Source organism: Comamonas aquatilis (assembly GCF_965139575.1).
Taxonomy (GTDB): domain Bacteria; phylum Pseudomonadota; class Gammaproteobacteria; order Burkholderiales; family Burkholderiaceae_C; genus Comamonas; species Comamonas aquatilis.
This window is the reverse complement of record NZ_CBCSIW010000003.1, coordinates 304,101-329,792: the sequence shown is the minus strand read 5'-3', so window position 1 is coordinate 329,792 and position 25,692 is coordinate 304,101. Positions and strand designations below refer to the sequence as shown.

The 25,692-nt window shown below is 62.2% G+C and carries 23 protein-coding genes; 10 read left to right on the top strand and 13 right to left on the bottom strand.

Annotated features, from left to right (window positions below; genetic code table 11):
- Nucleotides 1–35: 35 nt before the first annotated feature.
- The gene (locus ACNAZA_RS06570) at nucleotides 36–200 is read right to left on the bottom strand and encodes a hypothetical protein (RefSeq protein ID WP_415795672.1); all 165 of its coding nucleotides are present in this window, start codon (nucleotides 198–200) and stop codon (nucleotides 36–38) included.
- A gap of 205 nt (nucleotides 201–405) precedes the next feature.
- Between ACNAZA_RS06570 and cysK the strand changes: the two genes are divergently transcribed.
- Nucleotides 406–1,326 carry a cysteine synthase A gene (gene cysK, locus ACNAZA_RS06565; protein ID WP_415795671.1) on the top strand — a complete coding sequence of 307 codons (921 nt, stop codon included), beginning with the start codon at nucleotides 406–408 and terminating at the stop codon, nucleotides 1,324–1,326.
- 116 nt (nucleotides 1,327–1,442) lie between these two features.
- Here cysK and ACNAZA_RS06560 read toward each other — a convergent pair whose 3' ends face one another.
- On the bottom strand, nucleotides 1,443–2,006 hold the full coding sequence (locus tag ACNAZA_RS06560; RefSeq protein WP_415795670.1) for a DUF3617 domain-containing protein: 564 nt from the start codon (nucleotides 2,004–2,006) through the stop codon (nucleotides 1,443–1,445).
- A 302-nt stretch (nucleotides 2,007–2,308) separates the two neighbouring features.
- Here ACNAZA_RS06560 and ACNAZA_RS06555 point away from each other — a divergent pair, with 302 nt between their 5' ends.
- From ACNAZA_RS06555 to ACNAZA_RS06535, 5 genes are all read left to right on the top strand, one after another.
- The gene (locus tag ACNAZA_RS06555) at nucleotides 2,309–4,150 is read left to right on the top strand and encodes an ABC transporter ATP-binding protein (RefSeq protein ID WP_415795669.1); all 1,842 of its coding nucleotides are present in this window, start codon (nucleotides 2,309–2,311) and stop codon (nucleotides 4,148–4,150) included.
- 41 nt (nucleotides 4,151–4,191) lie between these two features.
- The gene (locus tag ACNAZA_RS06550) at nucleotides 4,192–4,458 is read left to right on the top strand and encodes a DUF2164 domain-containing protein (RefSeq protein WP_415795668.1); all 267 of its coding nucleotides are present in this window, start codon (nucleotides 4,192–4,194) and stop codon (nucleotides 4,456–4,458) included.
- A 99-nt stretch (nucleotides 4,459–4,557) separates the two neighbouring features.
- Nucleotides 4,558–5,814 (top strand): exonuclease subunit SbcD, encoded by a 1,257-nt coding sequence (gene sbcD / locus ACNAZA_RS06545; RefSeq protein ID WP_415795667.1) that lies wholly within the window; start codon nucleotides 4,558–4,560, stop codon nucleotides 5,812–5,814.
- Nucleotides 5,811–9,248: an AAA family ATPase gene (locus ACNAZA_RS06540; protein ID WP_415795666.1), complete on the top strand. Its 3,438-nt coding sequence runs from the start codon at nucleotides 5,811–5,813 to the stop codon at nucleotides 9,246–9,248. The genes sbcD and ACNAZA_RS06540 overlap by 4 nt, the downstream gene beginning before the upstream one ends.
- Nucleotides 9,249–9,442: 194 nt before the next feature.
- Nucleotides 9,443–11,230, top strand: coding sequence for an NAD(P)/FAD-dependent oxidoreductase (locus ACNAZA_RS06535; protein ID WP_415795665.1), 1,788 nt, complete (start codon nucleotides 9,443–9,445; stop codon nucleotides 11,228–11,230).
- Nucleotides 11,231–11,252: 22 nt separating this feature from the next.
- Here the strand turns inward: ACNAZA_RS06535 and ACNAZA_RS06530 are convergent, their stop codons facing one another.
- From ACNAZA_RS06530 to pyrC, 6 genes are all read right to left on the bottom strand, one after another.
- Nucleotides 11,253–12,044: an oxepin-CoA hydrolase, alternative type gene (locus ACNAZA_RS06530; protein ID WP_415795664.1), complete on the bottom strand. Its 792-nt coding sequence runs from the start codon at nucleotides 12,042–12,044 to the stop codon at nucleotides 11,253–11,255.
- 104 nt (nucleotides 12,045–12,148) lie between these two features.
- Nucleotides 12,149–12,514: a hypothetical protein gene (locus ACNAZA_RS06525; protein WP_415795663.1), complete on the bottom strand. Its 366-nt coding sequence runs from the start codon at nucleotides 12,512–12,514 to the stop codon at nucleotides 12,149–12,151.
- A 111-nt stretch (nucleotides 12,515–12,625) separates the two neighbouring features.
- Nucleotides 12,626–13,498 carry a protease HtpX gene (htpX, locus tag ACNAZA_RS06520; RefSeq protein ID WP_120971546.1) on the bottom strand — a complete coding sequence of 291 codons (873 nt, stop codon included), beginning with the start codon at nucleotides 13,496–13,498 and terminating at the stop codon, nucleotides 12,626–12,628.
- Between the two features lie 106 nt (nucleotides 13,499–13,604).
- Entirely contained in the window at nucleotides 13,605–14,390 is a 786-nt protein-coding gene (locus ACNAZA_RS06515; RefSeq protein WP_415795662.1) for a DUF3025 domain-containing protein, read from the bottom strand.
- 22 nt (nucleotides 14,391–14,412) lie between these two features.
- Nucleotides 14,413–15,276, bottom strand: a complete 864-nt coding sequence (locus tag ACNAZA_RS06510) for an NYN domain-containing protein (protein WP_415795661.1) — start codon at nucleotides 15,274–15,276, stop codon at nucleotides 14,413–14,415.
- Nucleotides 15,277–15,349: 73 nt separating this feature from the next.
- On the bottom strand, nucleotides 15,350–16,381 hold the full coding sequence (pyrC, locus tag ACNAZA_RS06505; protein WP_415795660.1) for a dihydroorotase: 1,032 nt from the start codon (nucleotides 16,379–16,381) through the stop codon (nucleotides 15,350–15,352).
- Between the two features lie 149 nt (nucleotides 16,382–16,530).
- Here pyrC and ACNAZA_RS06500 point away from each other — a divergent pair, with 149 nt between their 5' ends.
- Nucleotides 16,531–17,637 (top strand): ornithine cyclodeaminase, encoded by a 1,107-nt coding sequence (locus ACNAZA_RS06500; RefSeq protein ID WP_415795658.1) that lies wholly within the window; start codon nucleotides 16,531–16,533, stop codon nucleotides 17,635–17,637.
- A 2-nt stretch (nucleotides 17,638–17,639) separates the two neighbouring features.
- Nucleotides 17,640–18,626, top strand: coding sequence for an arginase (gene rocF / locus ACNAZA_RS06495; protein WP_415795657.1), 987 nt, complete (start codon nucleotides 17,640–17,642; stop codon nucleotides 18,624–18,626).
- 196 nt (nucleotides 18,627–18,822) lie between these two features.
- Here rocF and ACNAZA_RS06490 read toward each other — a convergent pair whose 3' ends face one another.
- From ACNAZA_RS06490 to ACNAZA_RS06470, 5 genes are all read right to left on the bottom strand, one after another.
- Nucleotides 18,823–19,560 carry an amino acid ABC transporter ATP-binding protein gene (locus tag ACNAZA_RS06490; protein ID WP_120971550.1) on the bottom strand — a complete coding sequence of 246 codons (738 nt, stop codon included), beginning with the start codon at nucleotides 19,558–19,560 and terminating at the stop codon, nucleotides 18,823–18,825.
- 136 nt (nucleotides 19,561–19,696) lie between these two features.
- Nucleotides 19,697–20,368, bottom strand: a complete 672-nt coding sequence (locus ACNAZA_RS06485; RefSeq protein ID WP_415795656.1) for an amino acid ABC transporter permease — start codon at nucleotides 20,366–20,368, stop codon at nucleotides 19,697–19,699.
- A 1-nt stretch (nucleotide 20,369) separates the two neighbouring features.
- Complete coding sequence (locus tag ACNAZA_RS06480) at nucleotides 20,370–21,122, bottom strand: amino acid ABC transporter permease (protein WP_120971552.1); 753 nt, start codon at nucleotides 21,120–21,122, stop codon at nucleotides 20,370–20,372.
- 115 nt (nucleotides 21,123–21,237) lie between these two features.
- The gene (locus ACNAZA_RS06475) at nucleotides 21,238–22,137 is read right to left on the bottom strand and encodes a transporter substrate-binding domain-containing protein (RefSeq protein WP_120971903.1); all 900 of its coding nucleotides are present in this window, start codon (nucleotides 22,135–22,137) and stop codon (nucleotides 21,238–21,240) included.
- Nucleotides 22,138–22,582: 445 nt separating this feature from the next.
- Nucleotides 22,583–23,533: a LysR family transcriptional regulator gene (locus ACNAZA_RS06470; RefSeq protein WP_415795654.1), complete on the bottom strand. Its 951-nt coding sequence runs from the start codon at nucleotides 23,531–23,533 to the stop codon at nucleotides 22,583–22,585.
- A gap of 282 nt (nucleotides 23,534–23,815) precedes the next feature.
- On the opposite strand from ACNAZA_RS06470, the gene ACNAZA_RS06465 reads away from it, so the two are divergent.
- Complete coding sequence (locus ACNAZA_RS06465) at nucleotides 23,816–24,382, top strand: TRAP transporter small permease (RefSeq protein ID WP_415795652.1); 567 nt, start codon at nucleotides 23,816–23,818, stop codon at nucleotides 24,380–24,382.
- On the top strand, nucleotides 24,379–25,677 hold the full coding sequence (locus ACNAZA_RS06460; RefSeq protein ID WP_415795650.1) for a TRAP transporter large permease: 1,299 nt from the start codon (nucleotides 24,379–24,381) through the stop codon (nucleotides 25,675–25,677). The genes ACNAZA_RS06465 and ACNAZA_RS06460 overlap by 4 nt, the downstream gene beginning before the upstream one ends.
- Nucleotides 25,678–25,692 lie beyond the last annotated feature (15 nt).

The following is a 25,692-nucleotide window of genomic DNA, read 5'->3' as shown; positions in this document are numbered from 1 at the left end:
CGAGTCGTCCTCGCCGTCCACAGGCCGTCCGGTGGCTACGCCCCCATCAGGCTCATGATGCCCTGGAGCATCAGGGCCAGCAGGCCTATCACCGCCGCCAGCATCAGCCAGGGGCCCCAGCGCTTTTCATTCCAGGAATAGCCAACCGTCAGAGCGACGCAGCAGGCGCCCAGCACGAGCATGGTTTGAGTGAAGCTCATTCTGACACTCCCTTTTTTTCGAGTGATGTCCGACTTTCGGCTTTCATTGTCACAGCGCCCCACGCCGGCAGCCTTGATTTTCATCAAGCAGCGCGACCCGGCACCGCAGCGCGCAAGCATATTGATATTCCTGCCAGCTAGAACAACTGCGCCACAATGGGCATTTGCGATTTCTCCCGATATCCACCCACCTGCTGGAGGCTTCATGAAATTCGACAACGTTCTGCAAACCATTGGCAACACGCCCATCATCCGCATCAACCGCCTGTTCGGCGCCAACCCCCATGTGTGGATCAAGTCCGAACGCGGCAACCCCGGCGGTTCCATCAAGGACCGCATTGCGCTGTCCATGGTGGAAGATGCAGAAAAATCGGGAGCACTGCAGCCCGGCGGCGTCATCATCGAGCCGACCAGCGGCAACACCGGCGTGGGTCTGGCCCTGGTGGCCGCCGTCAAGGGCTACAAGTTGATCCTGGTCATGCCCGACAGCATGTCCGTCGAGCGCCGCCGCCTGATGCTGGCCTATGGCGCCTCGTTCGACCTGACGCCCAAGGAAAAGGGCATGAAGGGCGCCATCGCCCGCGCTCAGGAGCTGGCAGCTCAAACGCCGGGCTCCTGGATTCCCCAGCAGTTCGAAAACCCCGCCAACGTGGCCGTGCATGAAGCCACCACGGCGCAAGAAGTGCTGGCCGACTTCCCCGACGGTCTGGATGTGCTGATCACCGGCGTGGGCACCGGCGGCCACCTGACCGGCGTGGCCAAGGTGCTCAAGGCCAAATTTCCGAATCTGAAAGTGTTTGCCGTGGAGCCCAGCGCTTCGCCCGTGATCTCCGGCGGCCAGCCTGCACCCCACCCCATCCAGGGCATTGGCGCCGGCTTTGTGCCCAAGAACCTCGATACCAGCCTGCTCGACGGCGTGATCCAGGTCGAAGCCGAACCCGCCCGCGAATATGCACGCCGCATGGCGCGTGAAGAAGGTCTGCTGGTGGGCATTTCCTCGGGCGCCACGCTGGCGGCCATTGCCCAGAAGCTGCCCGAGCTGCCCGCAGGCGCCAAGGTGCTGGGCTTTGCCTATGACACCGGCGAGCGCTATCTGTCGGTGGAAGGCTTTTTGCCCAACGCCTGATCGATCCGGTCAGCCCAAGAAAACGCCGCATCCAAATGCGGCGTTTTTGATTCAAAACCGGCCAAGGCCCAACAAATAAAAGCGCAAGCAGCTATCAATTCAGGAGATGAGCCAACTCATAGTGGGCAATCCTCCTGACGCTCGTAATCCTGAATCAGCGTGAAGGCCGGCTGACTCTTCAACGCCCTGGCCTTGGTGAGCACGGTGAAATGCGTAGGCGACCAGCGCCTCACCTCGATCAAGGCCGGCAGTGCCTTGAACATCTCGGCCTGCTTGGCCTCGTCGGGCTTTTTTATCTCGCTTTTCCCGGTCTTGCGCTTCTGAGGCGGCGGCATGGGGCAGCTGACCTGCAGCTGCGCCAGCTCCTCGGTGTTGACCTGCACACGGCCGGTGCAGCTCATGCCGTCATCGCCCTGACTCAGAAACGACTGCAAATCCTCGGCAATGCCTTGCGGCGTGATGCAGCCCGATTCAGGAGCTGGCGGCTTGCGCACCGGTTCGAAGCGGGTCTTGAGCTGCCACAGGCCGGGCTCAATCGATTGCAGCACTTTGAGCTCGCCAAAAGGCAGCACAGAAGCCTCAGTTGGAGTCTCTTCAAGCGTTTGTGCGTATGCAGCCACAGCGGCTGTGCACAGGGTAATGGCCAGCAAGGTCTTGCCTGCCTGCATGGATTGCTTCACAAACGCCTCGCTTTCTGCACGGATTGCCCAGTTTAAGAAGCCGCGCCGCCAAACGGCGTAAGCGCATGTTCACACATCGGGGGCAAAAACTGCCGCGCACCACCTCCATTTGCAGCATGCACGGCTGGCACGGGAGCGGGATGATGCAGGAGCGGGCATAGGCGTATTTCGAATTTGCGCTCGATAGCCGCCGAATGGCCCATGGAGCAAGCGGTCATCTGCTCGGGCTTGCATCCCGTTTTCCACCTCCCCTACCATCGTCCCCAGAAGTGCCACAAGCACACACCGGGAGTATTGCCATCTTGTTCCGATTTTTTGAAAAACAGGTTCCACCCTATCCAGCCCAGGAGCCATCCGTGCCGCCCAAGGGCTTTTTTGCCTTTGTCTGGTCCTGCACCCAGGGCATGCGCGGCTGGATCGGGTTGATGACCTGCACCTCCGCCCTGCTGGCCGTGTATGAAGCCGTGCTGTTTGCCATCATGGGCCGCGTGGTGGACTGGCTGGCCGTAGTCTCGCCCGCCGACTTCTGGGCCGAGCAACGCGGCATGCTGGCCGGTATTGCCGCCATCTTGCTGGGCAGCGTGGTGCTACTGGCACTGCACACCACCGTAATGCACCAGGTGCTGGCCATCAACTTCCCCATGCGGCTGCGCTGGGTGTTTCACAAGTTGATGCTGGGCCAGAGCATGTCGTTTTACGCGGACGAGTTCGCGGGCCGCATCACCACCAAGATCATGCAGACCGCGCTGTCGGTGCGCGAAGTGGTGTTCATGGTGGTGGACGTGCTGGTCGGCGTGGGCGTCTACATGATCGGTATTCTGATCCTGGCCGCCAGCTTCGAGTGGCGGCTGATGATTCCGTTTGCGCTGTGGTTTGCGCTGTATACCGGTGCCTGTTTTTACTTTGTGCCGCGCCTGGGCAAGATAGGCAAGGATCAGGCCGATGCCCGCTCGCTGATGACAGGTCGCGTGACGGACGCCTATACCAACATCGCCACCGTCAAGCTGTTTGCCCACACCCGCCGCGAAGCCGAATACGCGCGCAATGCCATGGAGGCGTTCAAAAGCACGGGCTATGCGCAGATGCGTCTGGTGAGCCAGTTCGAGATCACCAACCACCTGATGATTTCCGTGCTGCTGCTGGGCAGCGGCGGCACGGCACTGTATCTGTGGACGCAAGGCCAGGCCACGGCCGGTGTGGTCGCCGCCGTGCTGGCCATGGCGCTGCGCCTGATGGGCTACTCCCACTGGGTGATGTGGCAGATGACGGGGCTGTTCGAGAACGTGGGCACGATTCAGGACGGCATTCTGACGCTGACCAAGCCGCGCACCATCGTCGATGCACCCGATGCCAAGCCGCTGCAGGTCACGCAAGGCGAGATCAAGTTCGAGGACGTCAGCTTTGCCTACAAGGACGGCGGCAAGAAGGTGATCGATCACCTGAACCTCCACATCCGTCCCGGCGAGCGCATCGGCCTGATCGGCCGCTCGGGTGCCGGCAAGTCCACCCTGGTCAATCTGCTGCTGCGCTTTCACGAGGTGCAGGAGGGGCGCATCACCATCGACGGCCAGGATCTGCGCCACATCACGCAGGACAGCTTGCGCGGCGCCATCGGCATGGTGACGCAAGACACCTCGCTGCTGCACCGCTCCATGCGCGACAACATTCTCTATGGTCGCCCAGATGCCAGCGAAGAGCAGATGCGCGCCGCCGCCCACAAGGCCGAGGCTTCGGACTTCATAGAGACGCTGACCGACCTCAAGGGCCGCAGCGGCTATGACGCCCAGGTGGGCGAGCGCGGCGTCAAGCTCTCGGGCGGCCAGCGCCAGCGCGTGGCGATTGCCCGCGTGATGCTCAAGGACGCGCCCATTCTGCTGCTGGACGAAGCCACCAGCGCGCTGGACAGCGAAGTCGAAGCCGCCATTCAGCAAAGCCTGGATGGCCTGATGCATGGCAAGACCGTGATCGCCATTGCCCACCGCCTTTCGACCATCGCCGCCATGGACAGACTCATCGTCATGGACCAGGGCCATATCGTGGAAGAAGGCACGCACCAGCAACTGCTGCAAAAAGCCGGCATCTACGCCAAGCTCTGGGCCCACCAAAGCGGCGGCTTTCTGGCCGAAAACGGCAACACCATATAAGAAATCACGATCAACCGCTCTAGGGACAAGCGTCAGCTGCTATGACTATTGAACTCAACAAACATCTGCAACAACAGGCCATCACCTCGATAGAGCGCTACTTCCGCGAGAACATGGATGAGCCCATAGGCAATATGCAGTCGGGTGCCCTGCTGAACTTCTTTCTTGCCGAGATCGGGCCCAGCATCTACAACCAAGCCATCGCCGATGTGCAGGAAAATCTGCAGGCCCGTCTGCAGGAGCTGGACTATGAGGTGGGCAAGGAAGAGTTCACATACTGGACGGCCAAGCGCCCGGCGCGGCGCTGAAGCTGCGGCGCATCTGGCGCGGCCATTCATCCCATCCAAGCCTGACCGGTACTGCCGGTCAGGCTTTTTTACTGCGGTGCAGCACCGTAACATCGCCCCATGCGCATACTTCATACCTCCGACTGGCATCTGGGCCAGCATTTCATGGGCCAGAGCCGCCAGCCCGAACATCAGGCCCTGCTGGACTGGCTGCTGAACGAGGTGCAAGCGCATGCGGTCGATGCCGTGCTGATTGCCGGCGATATCTTCGACACCGGCGCACCGCCCAGCTACGCGCGCGAGCTGTACAACCAGCTGATCGCCAGGCTGCACAGCGCCGGCGTGGCCTTGCTGCTGCTGGGCGGCAACCATGACTCCGTCAGCGTGCTGGAGGAAAGCCAGGCCTTGCTGGCCTATCTGAATACCTGCGTGATTGCCACCACCGCGGATGCGGTCCGGCATGTGATCACCTTGCCGCTGCGTCAGGCCTACGACCAGACCGAGCGCCAGCCAGGCTGCATCGTCTGTGCCCTGCCCTTTATCCGCGCCCGCGATGTGCTGCAAAGCCAGGCCGGGCAAAGCGCGCAAGACAAGCAGCAGGCACTGCAAAGCGCCATCCAGAATACTTATCAACAGGTGTATGCGGCAGCGCTGACGCGCCAGGCCGAGCTGGCGTCAACCCTGGGCCGCAAGCTGCCCATCATCGCCACCGGCCATCTGACCACCGTGGGCGCCAGCAGCAACGAATCCGTGCGCGAGATCTATGTGGGCTCGCTGGAGGCCTTTCCCTCCAACGCCTTCCCCCCCGCCGACTACATTGCGCTAGGCCATATCCACAAGCCCCAGACCGTGGGCGGGCAGGAGCACATACGCTACAGCGGCTCGCCGCTGGCTCTGGGTTTTGACGAATCCCGTCAAACCAAGCAGATGCTGCTGGTGGAGCTGACCGAGGCCGGGCTGCAGCGCATCACGCCGCTGGCTGTGCCGGTGTTTCAGCCCATGGCCGCCGTGAGCTGCAGCCTGACGCAGCTGCCAAACGCATTCAAAGAGATAGCTAGCAGCGCAAGCGCAGCCTGCCCGGCCTGGGTGGAAGTCACCATAGAAGAAGACGATTACCTGGCCGATCTGGCCGGCCGCGTTCAGGCCCTGGCCGAAGGCCTACCGCTACAGGTGCTGCGCATCAAGCGCAAGCGCCTGGGGGCGGCGGCGCAGCTAATGAGCGAGGCCAGGGAGTCGCTGGACGATCTGACGCCGGCGGATGTCTTTGAGCGCCGGCTGGCGCAGGAGAGCCTGGAACCCGCGCTGCAGGCCGCCCTGCAGCAGCGCTACCGCAGCGTGCTGGGTCGGCTCAACGGCCAGACGGGAGAGCAGCCATGAAAATTCTCAAGCTGCGCCTGAAAAACCTCAACTCGCTCAAGGGCGAATGGTCCATCGATTTCAGCAGCGACAAGTTTGCCGACAACAGCCTGTTCGCCATCACCGGCCCCACGGGAGCCGGCAAATCCACGCTGCTCGATGCCATCTGCCTGGCCCTGTATCACCAGACGCCACGGCTATCGACCATCAGCGCCAGCAACAACGATTTGATGACCCGCCACACGGCGGACTGCCTGGCCGAGGTGGAGTTCGAGGTCAAGAATGTGGTCTACCGCGCCTTCTGGAGCCAGCGCCGCGCCCGCGACAAGGCCAGCGGCGCGCTGCAGGCCCCGCGCGTGGAGCTGGCCCTGGTCAGCGACGGCCGGATTCTGAGCAACCAAAGCAACGACAAGCTCAAGGCCATGGCCCGCATCACCGGGCTGGACTTCGAGCGCTTCACCAAATCCATGCTGCTGGCCCAAGGCGGATTTGCCGCCTTCCTGCAGGCCAGCGCCAATGAGCGCGCCGAACTGCTGGAGGAGCTGACCGGTACCGAAATCTACGGCCGGATTTCACAAGCCGTATTCGAGCAGGCCCGCGATGCCAGACAGGCGCTGGAGAAGCAACAGGCGCAAGCCCAGGGCATGCAGCTGCTCGACGAGACCACGCGCAGCGAGCTGAAAACACAGGCCGCGCAGCTGCAAGCCACGCTGGCCGATTTGCAAGCGCGCCAAGCCCGGCTGCAAAGCGTGCAGCAATGGCACACGCTGAGCGCACGCGCCAGCGCTGAGGTGGTGCAGGCCCGCAGCGCGCAAGCCGTTGCCCGGCAAGCGCTGGCCAATGCAGCCCCAGACTTGCAGCGCCTGCAGGCCCACGCGCCCGCATGGGCGCTTCGCCCCCTGCATCTGCAAAAGAGCCAGTCCCAACACCAGCTGGCTGCGGAGCAGCAGCAATTGCAGCGCCTGCATGCAGAACGGCTGCAAGCACAGGTAGCGCAATGGCAGCAGCACCAGCAAGCCCAGGCACTGAGCGCTAGCGCACTACAAAAATCAAAGCAGCAACTGCAAGCCACGATTGCGCAGCAGACCGAATTGACGGCATGGAACCAAAGCCATGCCAGCCACGCACTGCTGGGCGAAAACCTCAGCGGCTGGCGCGAGCAATTGCAGCAGCGCCAGCAACTGCAACAGCAAGCCGCGCATGCGGAGAACCAGCAGGCGCAGCTGCAAAAAACGGCAGCGCAGCTGCAGCAGCAAGCCGACCAACAAGCCCAGCACAGGGCCCAGGCGGCAGAGCAAGTTGCCCAGGCCCTGCAGCAGCAACAGACCGCAGAGCAAGCCCAGCTGCAACGGCTGGCCGCCCATGGCGCCAGCCTGCCCCAGTTGCGCAACCACTGGCAAAGCGCACAGCAGCAGTGGCACCACTGGCAGCAACTGCAAGCCCATGCCCTATTGCGCCCACCGCTGGCGCAGCAGCAGCAAGCCAATGCACAGGCGCTGAGCGCCAGCGAAGCCCGCATTCAGCAGCAGCTAGGCCAGCGCCAGCTCTTGCGCGAGCAATACAAGGCGTTGACGGAAAAAGTCAGCGACAAGCAAACCCTGCTGGCACAGGAACAACGCATTCAAAACCTGCAGGCACACCGCGCCGCGCTGCAGCCGGGCGAGGCCTGCCCGCTGTGCGGATCGCACCAGCACCCGGCGATCAGCGAATATGCGGCCCTGGATATTTCCGCTACCGAGGCAGCACTCAAACAGGCGCAACAAGAGCGCGAGGCTCTGCAGCAGCAAGGCGAGTTGCTGAACGCCGGGCTGGCCACCAGCCAAAGCCAGCACCAGCATCAGCAAGATCAGCGCGATGCCATCGCCGCGCAGATTGCGCAGTGGCAAGAACGCTGGACAGCCTTGCGCGAACCCGGCAACGAGCCGGTGGATGACGCGGCATGGCAACAGCCCGAGGCTTTGAGCGCAGCCTGCGCCAAGGCCGAGCAACAGATTGGCAATCTGGAGCAAACCCTGGCCGCTGCCGATGCCGGCGAGCGCCTGTGGCAAGCCGCCAAAGATACCTACCAGGCCGCGCTACAACACCAGCAGCGCGCCGACCATGCACAGGACAGCACCAGACAGGAACTGCAAAGCAATACCGCTCAGCAGCAGCGCGCCGGCGAGTCGCTGCAAACCTTGTTGCAGCAATCCAGCGAGCTGCAAGCCAAGCTGCAAACCGCAATGCAAGCCGCTGGTAATGCACTGCCCGCCGCGCCAGACAGCGCCGACTGGCTTGCCGCCCGCCAGCAGGAATGGCAGCAATGGCAACGCCAGCAAGCCCTGCTGCAAGAGCTGGCACAGCAGATGCAGGTACAGCAACGCCTATGCGAACAGGCTGCGCAGGAGGCCGAGCATTGGCAGCAGCGCAGCCAGACTTTGCCCGCCCTGCCGGCCGATGCCCCACCCTATGCGGCAGCTCCGGCCGCCACGCTGACCGACTGCATTGCCCAGCTGGAACACAGCACGCAGACCCTGGCCTCGCTGCAAGGCCAGATCAGCCAGGCCCAGGCCACGCTGGCACAGCGGCAGCAATCGGCGGATCAGGCCTTGGCGGCATGGCAGCAGGGGTTGCAGTCCAGCCCGTTTGCCGATGAGGCGCAATACCTGACGGCCCTGCTGCCCGATGCCGAGCACAGCCGCTTGCAGGCGCTCAGCGATCAGCTGCAGATCGCCGCCCAGCGCGCCAGCACCTTGCTGGCCGATGCCACCCAACGTCTGGCCGCGCTGCAGGCCCAGGCGCTCAGCGATGAAGCGCCCGAGGCCATCAGCGGGCAGATCGTCCAGCTGGAAGCCGAACGCGCCCAGCAGGCCGAGCAGCTGGGCGCGCACCGCGCCCGCCTCAGCGACGACGCGCAGCGCCACGCCGGCCAGCAGGCGCTGCTGGCCCAGATTGCCGAGCAGGAAAAAGACAGCGATCTATGGCAGCGCCTCGACAGCCTGATCGGCTCGGCCAAGGGCGACAAATACCGCAAATTTGCCCAGGGGCTGACGCTGGACCATTTGCTGCACCTGGCCAACCAGCACCTGATGCGCCTGCATGGCCGCTATCTGCTGCGCCGCAAACCCACGGGCGAACTGGAACTGGACATTGTGGACGGCTGGCAGGGCGACGTAACGCGCGACACGCGCACGCTGTCGGGCGGCGAGGCCTTTCTGGTCAGTCTGGCCCTGGCACTGGCCTTGTCCGATCTGGTGAGCAACAAGACCTCCATCGACTCGCTGTTCCTGGACGAGGGCTTTGGCACGCTGGACGGCGACGCGCTGGAGGTGGCGCTCACGGCGCTCGACGCACTCAACGCCAGCGGCAAGATGATTGGCATCATCAGCCATGTGGAAGCGCTCAAGGAACGCATTGCCGCCCAGATCCGGGTGGAGAAATGCGCGGGCGTGGGTTACTCCCGGCTGGTGCTCTGAGGCGGACATGGCGGCTCGGCAGCTGATTTAGAGATAAATTGGCCTACAACCGTTGTCCATATTTCGTTTTCAGCTATCAATTCAGGAGTTCACACCCCGGTTTTCCGAGTCTGGACCAAGGCCACGTCCAGCCCGCTGCCCGGCGCTGCGGGCTTTGGCTTACCATCCATGCCCTTGCTTGATAGGTACAAGCCATGATCCGCATCGCAGAACTCAAACTTCCTCTCTCGGCCGTGGAATACCACCCCGAGAACTTCACCGAATTCCAGCCTCTGGACAAGCTGACGGCACTGGCCGCCAGACAGCTGGGCGTGACCGAGAGCGCCATCGCCGCCGTCCATGTGCACAAGCGCAGCTTCGATGCCCGCAAGAGCGAGCTGCTGGCGGTCTATATCGTCGACATCACGCTGGCGGACGCGGCCCAGGAAGCGCCCCTGCTGGAGCAGTTTGCCGAGCATCCCCATGTCAACTCCACGCCCGATATGGCCTGGAAGCCCGTGGGCCAGGCGCCTGCCGAGATGCAGCAGCGCCCGGTGGTGGTGGGCTTTGGCCCCTGCGGGATTTTTGCGGCGCTGGTGCTGGCGCAAATGGGCTTCAAGCCCATCGTGCTGGAGCGGGGCAAGGAAGTGCGCCAGCGCACCAAGGACACCTGGAATCTGTGGCGCAAGCGCGAGCTCTCGCCCGAGTCCAATGTGCAGTTTGGCGAAGGCGGCGCCGGCACCTTCTCCGACGGCAAGCTCTACAGCCAGATCAAGGACCCGCGCCATCTGGGCCGCAAGGTGATGACGGAGTTCGTGACCCATGGCGCGCCCACCGAAATTCTCTACGCCGCCCATCCCCACATCGGAACCTTCAAGCTGGTCAAGGTGGTGGAAGGCATCCGCGAGGAAATCATCCGCCTGGGTGGCGAAATCCGCTTCGAGCAGCGCGTCACCGATGTGGAGATCGATGCCTCGGGCGAGCAACGTCAGCTGGTCGCGCTGCAAGTGCTCAACCAGGCCAGCGGCGAGAGCTACCGCCTGGACACCCGCCATGCCGTGATGGCGCTGGGCCATAGCTCGCGCGATACCTTTGCCATGTTCTACGAGCGCGGCGTGGCCATGGAGGCCAAGCCCTTCTCCGTGGGCTTCCGTATCGAGCATCCGCAAAGCGTGATCGACCGCGCCCGCTGGGGCCGCCATGCAGGCCATCCGCTGCTGGGCGCTGCCGATTACAAGCTGGTGCACCACGCCAAGAACGGCCGCGCCGTCTACAGCTTTTGCATGTGCCCCGGCGGCACGGTGGTGGCCGCCACCAGCGAGCCCGAGCGCGTGGTCACCAACGGCATGAGCCAGTATTCGCGTGCCGAGCGCAATGCCAATGCCGGCATGGTCTGCGCCATCAGCCCCGAAGATTTCCCCCATGATGCCCAGAGCTTTGCCTGGGCCTTTGACGGCAAGACCTATGGCGTGGAAGACCTGCCCCAGGGCCAGTTCCACCCGCTGTCTGGCATTGTTTTCCAGCGCCAGCTCGAATCCAGGGCCTATGTGCTGGGCGGGCGCGATTACAGCGCTCCGGGCCAGCTGGTAGGAGACTTTGTGGCCGGCAAGGAGTCGTCGGCGCAGCTGGGCAGCGTGGAGCCGTCTTACAAGCCCGGCATCCATCTGACCGATCTGCACCAGGCCCTGCCCGGCTACGCCATTGAAGCCATGCGCGAAGCCCTGCCCGCCTTCGGCAAGAAGATTCGCGGCTACGACATGGCAGACGCCGTGCTGACCGGCGTGGAAACACGCACCTCCTCGCCCGTTAAGATCGGCCGGGGTGCGGATTTCCAGAGCGACAACACACGCGGCCTCTACCCCGCCGGTGAAGGAGCCAGCTATGCGGGCGGCATTCTGTCGGCCGGCGTGGACGGCATCAAGGTTGGCGAGGCCGTGGCCTGCAGCATTCTGGGTCTGGTCGTGCCATCCTCAGGCGCACGCGGCTCAGGCGGCGCTGCCTGAAAGCCGCGCTGCAGCAAGCCGATTAGCGACGCAGCTTGGCAAAGTCCGCCGGGCGCTTGTCCAGAAAAGCGCCTATGCCTTCGCGCGATTCCTCGCTGCCCTGGGCTTCGACCATGTATTCGGCTTCCTGCTCCAGCTGCTCAGCCAGCGACTGGTGCTGGGCCGAGTGGCACAAAGTCTTGATTCTGGCCATGGCATGGGCCGGGCCGGCGGACAAGGTCTGGGCCAGCGCTATCGCCGCCGCCAGCGCCTCGCCGGCGGGGGTCAGACGGTTCACGCAGCCCAGTTGATGCATGCGCTCGCCGCTGACGCGCTCGCCCGTCAGGCACAGCTCGGTCAGTACCTGGCGCGAGACGAATTCGGACAGAAAAGCCGTGGCGCCGCCATCGGGCGTCAGGCCGACTTTCACATAGGCCACGGAAAACACTGCATTGGTCGCCGCCACCAGCATGTCGCAAGCCATGGCCAACGACAGGCCCGCGCCTGCGGCCGCACCCTCGACAGCCGCGATCACGGGCCTGGGGCAGTCACGTATGGCACGGATCATGTGGTTGAGATCCTCCAGCCGCTCGCGGCGCTCCTGAACAGGCAGTTCGCGACGCTTGGCCAGCTGGCGCAAATCGCCGCCGGCACAAAAATGCCCGCCTTCACCGGTCAGCACCACGGCGGAAATCTCGGGATTGCGAGCCGCTTCGCTCAGCCCTTCCATGACGGCCAGGTAGAACTCCCTCGAGAGCGCGTTGCGCGCCGATGGATTGTTGTTGGAAAGAATGAGAACCGCGCCTTCACGGCGGGCGATAAGTGCAGAATTCACGGCAGGCCTCCTGCACAGGACTCTAACCACCGGCAAGCCTGGCGCATAGAGAAGCAGCCCGCCCTCTTGTCACCAAGCGGACGGGCTGACCGGTTCAGCAAGTGTTAACGGCGACCCCAGTGACCGCCACCGCCCTGCCAGCCACGGGGACCGTGGGTCCAGCCGCCGCCATGCCAGCCGTAGCCGGGGCGTGGCGGCATGGCCCAGCGACCGGGGTTCCAGTTATAACGGCCGCCACCCCAACCCCAGGAGCCGCCAATCCACACATAGGCGGGCGAAGGCGCAATCGGGATCACCTCGGCGCGCAAAGGAGGCGGTGCCATGGGCGCATAGACATCGCCACTGACATAGTCGCCTCCATAGGCTGGATAGGCGGGCGCCACCACGCAGCCGGTCAATGCGACACAGGCTGCTGCCAGCGCCACGGCAGGCAGCAGGCGGGATGGGTGGGTTCGAAAAACGGATTGCATGGCAACTCCTACAAGTCTTACCACTACAACGAAAAAGCCCCTGCCGGTTGTTGACAGGGGCTTGTGAAGCTTCAGTAAAGACGACTGGGCTTTGCTTACATCTGAGTACGCTCAGCGGGCATTTTGCAGAGCTGCAATGCGTTCCTCGATCGGAGGGTGGGTCGAAAACAGCTTGCCGATACCGCCGGCAATACCCATGGCCGCCACGCTCTTGGGCAGCTCGCCCGGATGCATGCCGCCCAGGCGGGCCAGCGCGTTCATCATGGGCTGGCGGTTACCCATGAGCTGGGCAGCGCCGGCGTCGGCACGGAATTCACGCTGACGCGAGAACCAGGCCACGATCATGGCGGCCACAAAGCCCAGCAGAATGTCCAGCACGATGGTGGTCACGTAGTAGCCAATGCCGGGGCCGGAGCTGTTTTCGTCGTTCTTGCGCAGAAAGCTGTCCACCGCATAGCCGATGACACGCGACAGGAACACCACAAACGTGTTCATCACGCCCTGGATCAGCGTCATGGTCACCATGTCGCCGTTGGCGATGTGGGCCACTTCGTGGCCGATCACGGCCTCGACTTCCTCGCGGGTCATGCCTTCGAGCAAACCGGTGGACACGGCCACCAAGGCCGAGTTCTTGAAAGCACCGGTAGCAAAGGCATTGGGTTCGCCTTCGTAGATGCCGACTTCGGGCATGCCGATACCGGCTTTTTCAGCAAAGCCGCGCACGGTGTTGACGATCCAGGCCTCATCGGCGCTGCGTGGCTCGTTGATGACGTGCACGCCCGAGGTCCACTTGGCCATGGGCTTGGAGATCAGCAGCGAAATAATGGCGCCGCCAAAGCCCATGATGAAGGCAAAACCCAGCAGGGCGCCCAGATTGAGGCCGTTGGCAGTCAGAAAGCGATTGACGCCCAGCAAGCTGGCGACAATGCCCAGCACCGCCACCACGGCGATATTGGTCAAAAGAAATAAGGCAATACGTTTCATCGAGGTTGTACTCCACACAAGGGACAAAATGACCAAGTCCTTTGATGCACCGCCTGTGCGCGGCGAATGCTGATCAAGCCAAGTCTCGTTCTGGCAGTACCGGTTGTTATGCTGTTTGTACGGTACGCGGGGCTCGGAATACTAAAGAGTCATCATAGAAGGAAAAGTTCTGGTTTTCTGAGCACCAGCCCGGGATTCCCAATACCGGTAATGGCAGATAGGGTTTGCGGCTCAGATTGCAAGCCTCAAGCCAGCCACTGCTCGCCAGCCAGCCGTCTAGATCCCCCCCTGAGCCACCCGTTTCAGAGGGCAGGCAAATTACATGGGCCGTGATCGGCTTGCGCGGGTTGACCAGCTTTTCCAGCAAGGCATGGCCTATGGGCAGCAGCCGGGCCTGCTGCCACAGCGCGCGATGGCGCACAAACAAATCCTGCCAGCGCCGCTCGCGCAAGGCCTCGCACAACAGCGGCGGCGCCAGCAGCAGAGCACCATTTTCATCAAGCACGGTAATGGCATCGCGCAGCGCCCCCCGATGCTGGCCCACGCCCTGGGTGGCAATCTCTGCCGCCTGCAAAGCATTCAGATGCTGTTTGAGCTGAGGCCAGTGCAACCAGATCAGGCCGTTGAAAAAATCATGCAGATTGTCGCGGGTGGGAATGCAGCGCTGCTCGCGGATGAAGGCCTCATAGGCCTGGGCCGCAGGCAATTGATCCTGGGCCACAAACCGCCAGCCCTGGAGCACGCCCTTGGCCTCTGCCACCTGCTGCAAGGCCTGGTGCACGCTGCGGCCGGAGCGCAGCAACGCATCGGCTTGCTGGCCCCAGTAGCGCAGCGTGGCCAGCCAGGGGGCACTCCAGTCAATCAAACTCTCCACGCTCGCCGCCTCATTCATTTCACCGTTCCGTCGCCTGCTCTCAATTGCCGGAGCGTCCCGGCTTGGCCGCGCGCTTGTCACGCACGGCCACCCGCGAGGTGCCTTCATCGCGCAGCTCGAAAGCCTGTGTCGCGCTCAGAAGCTTGCTCAGCGTGGCATAGCCATAGTTGCGCGCATCAAACGAGGCCTTGTTGCCGATTTGCGTGCCCACGGCACCGACCTTGGCCCAGCCGTCCTCATCCTGCACCGCGTTGACAGCGGTGCGCAGCAGGCTCATCAGGCTGCTGTCCTGTCGCAATTGCGAACTCGGTATGCGCAGGCAGCCTTCGGCTGCCATGCTGGCCGCAGAACCCGTGAAGGTGGCCGGCTGCTCCACCGCTGCCACCGGCTTGGCCTGGGCGGGTTCCGCCTTGGCTGCCTCAGCCACTGCTGCATCGGCCCCAGGAGCGATCACGGCATCCTCGCCCAGCGCCTCCAGATACAGAAAGCGCGAGCAGGCATTCACAAACGGTTTGGGTGTCTGCGCCGCACCGAAGCCATAAACGGCAGCGCCTTTGGAACGCAAATGCATGACCAGGGGCGTGAAATCCGCATCGGAGGAAACAATGCCGAAGGCATCGGGCTGCTCGGTATAGAGCAGCTCCATGGCGTCCACCGTCATGGCCATGTCGGTAGCATTTTTGTGCTTGGAATAGTCAAACTGCTGCATGGGCCGCAGCGCATATTCCAGCAGCTTGTTCTGCCAGCCTATCAGCCCATGTTTGATCCAGTTGCCATAGGCGCGGCGGATGTCGATGACGCCGAAGGTGGAGAGTTCGGTGAGGATTTCGTCGATTTTTTCGGCCGGCGCATTGTCGGCATCAATCAACAGGGCAATCCGGGGCTGACTCTGGGTTTGGGCCATGAACTCTCCTTCGCTGACATTGAACAGGCGGTGCAGCCGGGCAAGAGCCGGGCCGCACCGGATTCAATTCAGCTTACACCAGCTTCCAGGGCAACACCTCGCCTGCGCGCAGGGGCTTGAGCTGGGCTTCGCCAAAGGCAAAGCTGTCAGGCGGCGTCCAGTCCTCGCGGCACAAGGTGATCTTGTCGCTGTTGCGCGGCAGGCTGTAGAAGTCAGGGCCGTTGAAGCTGGCAAAGGCTTCCAGCTTGTCCAGGGCGCCAGCCTTGTCAAAGGCCTCGGCATACATCTCGATGGCGGCGTGGGCGCTATAGCAGCCGGCGCAGCCGGTGGCGTGCTCCTTCAGATGCGCGGCATGCGGAGCGCTGTCCGTGCCCAGGAAGAATTTGCTGGAGCCGCTGACGGCCGCGTCCACCAGCGCCAGGCGGTGGGTTTCGCGCTTCAACACCGGCAGGCAGTAGAAGTGAGGGCGAATGCCGCCGGTGAAGATGGCGTTGCGGTTGAACAGCAGATGCTGGGGCGTGATGGTGGCGGCCACAAAGCGATCAGCTTCGCTCACATACTGCGCGGCTTCGCGGGTGGTGATGTGCTCGAAAACAATCTTCAGCTCGGGAAAATCACGGCGCAGCGGAATCAGGTGCTGATCGATGAAAGCCGCTTCGCGGTCGAACAGATCGATATCGCTGCTGGTCACTTCGCCGTGCACCAGCAGCAGCAGGCCTTCGCGCTGCATGGCTTCCAAGGTGGGGTAGATCTTGCGCAGATCGGTCACGCCATGGTCGCTGTTGGTGGTGGCACCGGCGGGGTAGAGCTTGCAGGCCACAACGCCGGCAGCCTTGGCGCGCACGATCTCTTCGGGCGGCAGATTGTCGGTGAGGTAGAGCGTCATCAAAGGCTCGAACGACATGCCCTGGGGCACCGCAGCCAGAATGCGCTCCTTGTATTCCAGCGCCTGCTCAGCCGTGGTGACCGGGGGCTTGAGGTTGGGCATGATGATGGCGCGCGCAAACTGGGCGGCCGTGTGAGGCACTACGGAGCGCATGGCTTCGCCATCGCGTACATGCAGATGCCAGTCATCGGGACGGGTGATCGTGAGGGTCTGGGTCATGCCGCTATTGTCCCATCTTGCACGTCGGCCTCGGGCGCTATCCCCAGCATCCCATTGTGCTGCGCAGTCAAAACCACAGCCACAGGCGCTTTCCTCCTCTAGCCACGCTTGGCAAAAGCCCGGGAGAATGCGTACAAGGAGGACTAAGCATGCCTGCCCCTCAAAGCCTGTCCCGTACGCCGCTGCGAACCGATTTTCTGAGCGCCAGCGATGCTGCCCGCCTGGTGGCCCATGTGGGCGTCACGCAAGTGCTGCAGCTGATGACCGATGCCGTGGAAGCCGATTACGGACGCTGGAACGATTTCGACAAATCCGCGCGCACGGCCGCGCACTCGGCCAGCGGCGTGATCGAGCTCATGCCCGTGGCCGACGTCCATGACTACGCCTTCAAATACGTCAACGGTCATCCCGGCAACCCCCGCTGCGGCCTGCCCACGGTGATGGCCTTTGGCGCACTGGCCGACGTGGCCACCGGCATGCCGCGCTTCGTCAGCGAGCTGACGCTGACCACGGCGCTGCGCACCGCCGCCACCTCGGCCATGGCGGCGCGCAGGCTGGCACGGCCTAACAGCCGCTGCATGGCGCTGATAGGCAATGGCTCGCAAAGCGAATTCCAGGCACTGGCCTTCATGGCCATGCTGGGCGTGCGCGAACTGCGCCTGTTTGATATCGACGCTGCGGCATCGCACAAGCTGGTGCGCAATCTGCAGGCTTTTTTGCCGCAGTTTGCTGCCACGGCGCACATTGCCGCCAGCGTGCAGGAGGCCGTGCAGGGTGCGGATATCGTGACCACGGCCACCGCCGACAAGACCCGCGCCACCATCGTGCCCAATCATCTAGTACAGGCCGGCATGCACATCAATGCCGTGGGCGGCGACTGCCCGGGCAAGACGGAGTTCGATGCCGCTTTGCTGCACCGCGCGCAGGTCTTTGTCGAATACGAGCCGCAGACACGCATGGAAGGCGAGCTGCAGCAAATGCCTGCCGACTTTGCCGTCACCGAGCTCTGGCGCGTGGTCCAGGGCCTGGCGCCGGGGCGCAGCTCGTCGCAGCAAATCACCTTGTTCGATTCCGTGGGCTTTGCGCTCGAAGATTACTCGGCCCTGCGCACCATGCAACTGCTGGCGCGGCGCGCAGGCCTGCTGTCGCAAATCGAGCTGGTTCCCTCGCTGAGCGACCCCAAGGACTTGTTCTCCGCCGTGCTTCTGGCCCAGGATGAAGCTCGGCTACGCCTCATGGAGCGAAAGACGGCATGAACATGCAAACCACAATCCCCTCCTCGCCCGCCAGCGGCCAGACATCCGTCACGCTGCTCGGCCTTCCTACCGACATAGGCGCCTCGCGCCTGGGTGCAGCCATGGGGCCTGACGCCTTGCGTGTGGCCCAGCTCGCCCCAGCACTGCAAAAGCTGGGCGTGGCCGTGCACGACCTGGGCAATCTGGCAGGCCCCGCTAATCCGCGAGGCGAACGCGACGCCCAGGGCATGCGCAATCTGAGCGAAGGCCTGGCCTGGAGCCGAATCGCCCACGATGCAGTGTGGCAGGCACTGCAACAAAAGCAGCTGCCCATATTGCTCGGCGGCGACCACACGCTAGCCATAGGCTCCATCAGCGCCGTGGCCAGGCACTGCCGCGCCAGCGGCAAGCGCTTGCGCGTGCTGTGGCTGGATGCGCATTCGGACTGCAACACACCAGCCAATTCGCCCAGCGGCAATCTGCACGGCATGCCCGTAGCCAGCCTCTGCGGCCTGGGGCCTGCCGCGCTGGCCGCGCTGTCGGGCAGCACGCCCGCCGTGCCGGCATCGGCCTTCTGCCAGGTCGGGCTGCGCAGCGTGGACCCCAGCGAAAAACACATGATCCGCGAACTGGGCCTGGAGGTTTACGACATGCGCGCCATCGACGAGCTGGGCATGCGCGAAGTCATGCGCCGCGCGCTGGCGGGCTTGGCCGACCCAGAGGGCACAGACATTCACCTGCATCTGAGCTTTGACGTAGATTTTCTCGACCCCGATATCGCCCCCGGTACCGGCACGCCGGTGCGCGGCGGCCCCAATTACCGCGAAGCCCAGCTGTGCATGGAGATGATTGCCGACACGGGCCGGCTGGCATCGCTGGATATCGTGGAACTCAACCCGGCCCTGGACTTGCACAACCAGACGGCCGAGCTGGTGGTGGATCTGGTGCAAAGCCTGTTTGGCCAAAGCATTCTGATGCGGCCCGGCGAAGATACACTCATCCAGCCCTGAGCAACGAGCGCTCTGCAGAATCCATGCCTTGGCAGCTGCAAAAAACAGAGCTGCTGCCGATTGAAAAGCTTTAGTTTCAGATAGATATCTATTCGAAATTATTCGCAGTCAAGTGCTATACGCTCATCTTTCTTGATGAATACACATAAAAAAAGCGCTCCCTAAGGAGCGCTTTTATCTGGCGATGCCGCAGCAATCAGTGCTGCAGAATCTTGTTGAGAAATTCCTTGGTCCGCGGTTGACGCTCTTCGGGCTTGCCGAAGAACTCGTCCTTGGAGCAGTCTTCCAGAATCTTGCCGCCCACGTCCATGAAGATCACGCGGCTGGCCACCTTGCGCGCAAAACCCATTTCGTGGGTCACGCACATCATGGTCATGCCTTCGTGGGCCAGGCCCATCATTACGTCCAGCACTTCGCCCACCATTTCGGGGTCCAGCGCGGAAGTGGGTTCGTCAAACAGCATGACGATAGGGTCCATGGACAGCGCGCGCGCAATGGCCACACGCTGCTGCTGACCGCCAGACAGCTGGCCGGGAAACTTGTCCTTGTGAGCGGTCAGGCCCACACGGTCCAGCATCTTCAGGCCACGCTTTTTGGCGTCGTCTGCACTGCGTCCCAACACCTTCATCTGGGCGATAGTCAGGTTCTCGGTCACCGACAGATGGGGAAACAGCTCAAAGTGCTGGAACACCATGCCCACGCGGCTGCGCAGCTTGGGCAAATCGGTCTTGGGATCGTGCACGGCCGTACCGTCCACAAAGATCTCGCCCTTCTGGAAAGGCTCCAGCGCGTTGATGGTCTTGATCAGCGTGGACTTGCCCGAGCCCGAAGGCCCGCACACCACCACCACCTCACCTTTGTTGATATTGGTGGAGCAGTCGGACAGCACCTGAAAGCTGCCGTACCACTTGGAAACGTTCTTGAGTTCAATCATTTTTCACTCCGATTCGTGTCAATTTCCCATCGCGGCGCCTGCAACTCTGCGAGAGGACGGCCAGCAAGGGCCGCCCCGCAGCAAAGGCCGTCGTCCCCCTTCAAGGGGGAAGGCGCGAAGCGACTCAGGGGGTATTTCATCGAATAATGGCAATCTTCTTATGCAGGCGCTTAACAAGCCAAGACAGCGCATAGCAGATCACAAAATAGGTCAGGGCTGCAGCCAGATAGGACTCGATGGGGCGGCCATAGTTCTTGCCCGCGATTTCAAAGCCCTTGAGCATGTCGTAAGCACCGATGGCGTAGACCAGCGAGGTATCCTGAAACAGGATGATGGTCTGGGTCAGCAGCACCGGCAGCATGTTACGGAAAGCCTGGGGCAGCACCACCAGACGCATGTTCTGGCCATAAGTCATGCCCATCGCCTGGCCGGCAAACACCTGACCACGCGGAATGGACTGGATGCCCGCCCGCATGATTTCAGAGAAGTAGGCCGCCTCGAAGGCGATGAAGGTGATGATGGCCGAGGTCTCCGCACCAATCGGTCTGCCAATGAGCATGGGCATCAGCAGGAAGAACCACAGAATCACCATCACCAGCGGCACGGAGCGCATGCCGTTGACATAGATGGTGGCCGGCAGAACCAACCACTGCTTGCCCGACAGACGCATCAGCGCCAGCAAGGTGCCAAAGAAGATGCCGCCCAGCGTGGCCACTGCGGTCAGGAACAGACTGAAATACAGACCCTTCAGAACGAAGTTGCTGTACAAGTCCCAGGAGAAGAAAGACCAGTCAAGGTTGAGATTCATATCAGTGACCTCCACCGCTGGCTGCGATCAGGCCGGGAACGCGCGAACGCTTTTCGATAAAGGCCATGATGCGGTTGACTGCAAAAGCGGAGATCATGTAGAGCACCGTGACGGCCAGATACACCTCCACGCCGCGCGCAGTTTCTTCCTGTGCCTGCATGGCGAACATGGTCAGTTCGGTCACGGACACGGCAAACGCCACGGACGAATTCTTGAACACGTTCATGGCCTCGCTGGTCAGCGGCGGCACGATGATGCGAAATGCCATGGGCAGCAGCACATAGCGGTAGGTCTGGAAGGTGGTGAAGCCCACGGCCATACCGGCATGGCGCTGGCCACGCGGCAAGGCCTGAATGCCCGAACGCACCTGCTCGGCAATACGCGCCGACGTGAAAAACCCAATGGCGAACACCACCAGCACAAAGCCTGGCAGCGCCTTCATGGCCGGGAAGATCGACGGAATCACGTGATACCAGATGAAGACCTGGACCAGCAAAGGAATATTTCGGAACAGCTCGACCCAGGCATTGCCCAGGCGAACAATCCACGGCCGATCAGGCAAGGTACGCAAGGTACCGATGACCGCACCAATGATCAAGGCAATCAACAGCGACAGCAGCGACACCGACACTGTCCAACCCCAGGCAGACATCATCCAGTCCAAGTAGGTGATGTCGCCGTTTTTACCAAAACAGCTCTGCCCGACCTCTTGGGTAATGGTGTCTTGACAGAACACCTGCCAATCCCAACTCATACGAGCACCTCTTCATTCTTCAATTCAGGATGGAGCAGCCCAAGGCCGACCATCCGCTCAACAAAAACGCCCCTTCGAACCGCCAGTCAGAAGGGGCGTTACCTATGCTGGGGGCTTACTTGACTTCGTAAGCTTCCATGGGCTTGTCGTTGAGGTTGGCCCATGCATCCTTGGTCGCAGCAGACAGGGGCAGACCAATCTTCACGTTGTTGGGAGGAATGGCTTGCATGAACCACTTGTCATACAGCTTGGCCAGCGAACCGTCCTTGACCTGGCGAGCGATGGAGTCGTCCACAGCCTTCTTGAAAGCGGGATCGTCCTTGCGCATCATGCAGGCGATGGGTTCCACCGACAGCACTTCGCCCACGATCTTGTAATCGGCAGGCGTCTTGGACTTGGAAATGTTGGCGGCCAGGATGGAGCCGTCCATGATGAAGGCGTCGGCACGGCCGGTTTCCAGCATCAGGAAGCTGTCTGCGTGGTCTTTGCCCATGACTTCCTTGAAAGTCAGGCCATCGGCACGCTTGTTCTTGCGCAGGGTCTGCACCGAAGTCGTGCCGGTGGTGGTCACCAGCGTCTTGCCGTTCAGATCCTTGATGCCGGTGATGCCGGAATTGGCACGGGTGGCAATGCGCACTTCTTCCACATAGGTGGTGAAGGCAAAAGCGGCATCCTTTTGGCGGGCCGTGTTGTTGGTGGTGGAGCCGCACTCGATATCCACGGTGCCGTTTTGCACCAGAGGCACGCGGTTTTGCGAGGTCACGGGCTGGTACTTGATTTCCAGCTTGCTCATGCCCAGTTGCTTCTGGATGTCGTGCAGCACGCGCTCGCCCATCTCGGTATGAAAGCCCACATATTTGCCGTTGCCCAGCGTATAGCCAAGGCCGGAGGATTCGCGCACACCGAAGGTGACGCTGCCCGAGGACTTGATCTTTGCCAGAGTGTCATTGTTCTGGGCAAATACGCTGCTAGCTGCCAGTGCAGTTACGGCGATGGCCAACAAATGCTTCTTCATACGAATCTCCTGATGGTAAGGACGGAAAACGTTCTCTTGGTTCAGTCACACGGCCGACGCCTCGTGGGCGAATCGGCCAATGCTGATGAATGGGATGGAACTCAACACATTGTGCAGTCTTGTACGCAGCTGGGCGGCAAACATTTCTAGTACTTCCCCTAGTCCAGGCAGGCAATGCAAACACCTACTTCAGCCCAGAAGAACACTAGCAAAGCCTGTGCCACAAACAACCGCGTTTTTCTTGCAAGAGGCGCACTCTAATGCTTTAGTGCTAGCAAAAGCCAATGCCGATGATAAAAGGCCTTATGCACAACTTGCATATTCAGTGTAAACCCTAGGCATAACCATAATACGCAATTCATCGACCTACGGGCTTGGGCAAGCCATGAAAAAGGGGCCCATCGGGCCCCTGTGATTGGATGAATGTGAATGCGCGGTTGCGGCCTCAGACCGCCCTGGCTTCGCCGTTAGCCGTCTCACCCTGCTCCTTGAGGAAGTTCCACAGCGCAGCAGCTCCGCCTTGAGGTGCATCGCCAGCGGGCTTTTCCCGGTAAGCGCGCACTTCCATATCCATCTGAAAGCCTTTCATGCCGTCCGGCACGGCACTGACCAGACGACCGCTTTCCAGCTCGCCACGCACAGCGCTGTAAGGCAGGAAAGCCACGCCATGACCTTCAAGCGCCATGGCCTTGAGACCTTCCGCCATATCGGTTTCGTAGACGCGCTCCAGGTGCACGGCCTCGGACGCTTCCTTCAGAATCAATTCCGTCACGCGACCCAAATAGGCACCTGCGGCATAGCCCAAATAGGGCAGCGGCTGACCCTGGCGGCCCGGCAGGACGAAAATCGGCTTGCCGCTCGCATCGGGCTTGGAGTACGGCGCCAGCACCTCATGCCCCAGGCTGACCATCTCGTAGCGCGCCGGGTCCAGCTGAAATGGCTGGGATGAGTGGTAGTAGGCAATCAGCAGATCGCAACCACCCTCGACCAGGCGCATCACCGCATCGTGCACATTGAGAGCAAACAGCCGGCTGCGGAACGGACCGAACTTTTCATGCACGGCCGAGACCCAGTTGGGGAAAAAAGTGAACGCCAGCGTATGCGGCACGGCAAAGCCCACCATGCCTTTGCCCGCGCTCACATGGGCGCGCAGCATGGTACGGGTGCTTTGCAGCGACTGCAGCATCTCCAGCGCCTGCTCGTACATGGTCTTGCCGGCAGGCGTGAGACGGGTGGGGTAGGAGCTTCTATCGACCAGATCGGTGCCCGCCCAGGCTTCCAGTGCCTGAATGCGGCGCGAAAAAGCGGGCTGCGTCACATGGCGCAATTGAGCCGAGCGGCTGAAACTGCGCGTTTCAGCCAGACTGACGAAATCTTCAAGCCATTTGGTTTCCATAAGCCCCATTATCCGCTGCCCTGCACCAGCTTAGTGCGGCAAGCCCTGTCAGCGACTGCCAGCTAGGGAAATGCCTGTCACCAGAAGTTAGCTATGTGACATAGATACCTTGATAATGTTTGTAGGCCTCCACCCGATGCCTCAAGCTCCATGCCTCTCGGTGCACAACGCCGCGGCGGCAGAGGGACAGCATAAGGGCGCCCCCTTGAAGCGCGCACGCGGATCGCGTGCCGCATGCAAGCGCGCCCCGACCCATGTGTGTTTTTCTGACTTCCCGCGTTCATGCCCTCCACACCTCCCGAGACCGATGACGGTGCACCTAGCTCTGGTGCACGCCCGGACGAACCCCGCTCTTTGCGCATTGAAGACTGGCTCACCGTGATCATCATGGCGGCACTCGCCCTGATCACTTTTGCCAACGTTCTGGTGCGCTATTTCACCAATTCCTCATTCGCCTGGACGGAAGAAATTTCCGTCTTTCTGATGATCTTGCTGGCTCTGGTGGCGGGTTCCGCCGCCGTGGCCCGGGACCAGCACATCCGCATTGAGTTCTTCTCCGACAGCGGCTCCCTCGCCCGCCGCAAAGCGCTGGCGCGCTTTGGCTCGGCCATGGTGGCGCTGCTGTTTGCGCTGATCGCCGTGCTCAGCGTGCGCGTGGTCTGGGATGATTTCCGTTTTGAGGAAACCTCGCCCGGTATTGGCGTGCCGCAGTGGTGGTACTCCATCTGGCTGCCCATAGTCTCCACCCTGGTCACCTTGCGTGCCATCGGCCTGTTCATTCGCCAGGGCAAGCCCGGCGCGTTTACCGAAGAGCCCGTGGAAAGAGATCACAGCAAGGAGATCGCATGATTGCTACCTTGCTGTTTGTGGCCTTTCTGGGCCTGATGTTCATCGGCGTGCCGATTGGCGCCGCTCTGGGCCTGGCCGGTGCCGCCGCCATTGCCCTGGCCAATGCCGATACGCAATGGTTTGGCCTGCTGGCCGTGCCGCAGAACTTCTACGCGGGCCTGGGCAAATATCCGCTGCTGGCCATTCCCATGTTTGTGCTGGTGGGCTCGATTTTTGACCGCTCCGGCGTGGCGCTGCGCCTGGTCAATTTTGCGGTGGCCATCGTCGGCCGCGGCCCCGGCATGCTGCCGCTGGTGGCGATTGCCGTCGCCATGTTTCTGGGTGGAATTTCCGGCTCCGGCCCCGCCAATGCGGCGGCCGTGGGCGGCGTGATGATTGCGGCCATGAGCCGCGCCGGCTACCCCAGAAGCTTCTCGGCCAGCGTGGTCGGTGCTGCGGCCGCCACCGACATCCTGATTCCGCCTTCCGTGGCCTTCATCATCTACTCCGTGCTGGTGCCCGGTGCTTCGGTTCCCGCGCTGTTTGCCGCCGGCATGATTCCGGGTCTGCTGGCCGGTATCGCTCTGATCGTGCCCGCCGTGTGGATGGCCCGCAAGCACAAGATGGGCGCACTCGAAGCCTCCATGCCCCGCCCGCCGTTCTGGAAGAGCCTGCGCGAAGCGGCCTGGGGTCTGGCTGCCCCGGTTCTGATCCTGGGCGGTATGCGCCTGGGCTGGTTCACGCCCACCGAAGCCGCCGTGGTCGCCGTGTTCTACGGCCTGTTCGTAGGCATGGTGATTCACCGCACGATTGGTGTGCGCGATCTCTTCACCATCCTGCGCGAAGCGGGCGAGCTGTCGGCCGTGATCTTGCTGGTGGTCTCGCTGGCCGGGATCTTTGCCTTCTCGCTGTCCACGCTGGGCGTGATCGATCCGGTGGCCAATGCCATCGTCAACTCCGGCCTGGGCGAGTACGGCGTGCTGGGCCTGCTGATCCTGCTGCTGATCACCGTGGGCATGTTCCTCGACGGCATTTCCATCTTCCTGATCTTTGTGCCCCTGCTGCTGCCCATCATGAACCACTACCAGTGGGATCCCGTGTGGTTTGGCGTCATCCTCACACTCAAGGTGGCACTGGGTCAGTTCACGCCGCCGCTGGCCGTGAACCTGATGGTCAGCTGCCGCATCGCCGGCGTGCGCATGGAATCCACCGTGCGCTGGGTGGGCTGGATGCTGTTGGCCATGTTCCTGGTGATGCTGCTGGTGATTGCCTTCCCGCAACTGGCGCTGTGGCTGCCTGCAAAACTGGGTTACTAACCCCCTGAGCGGCTT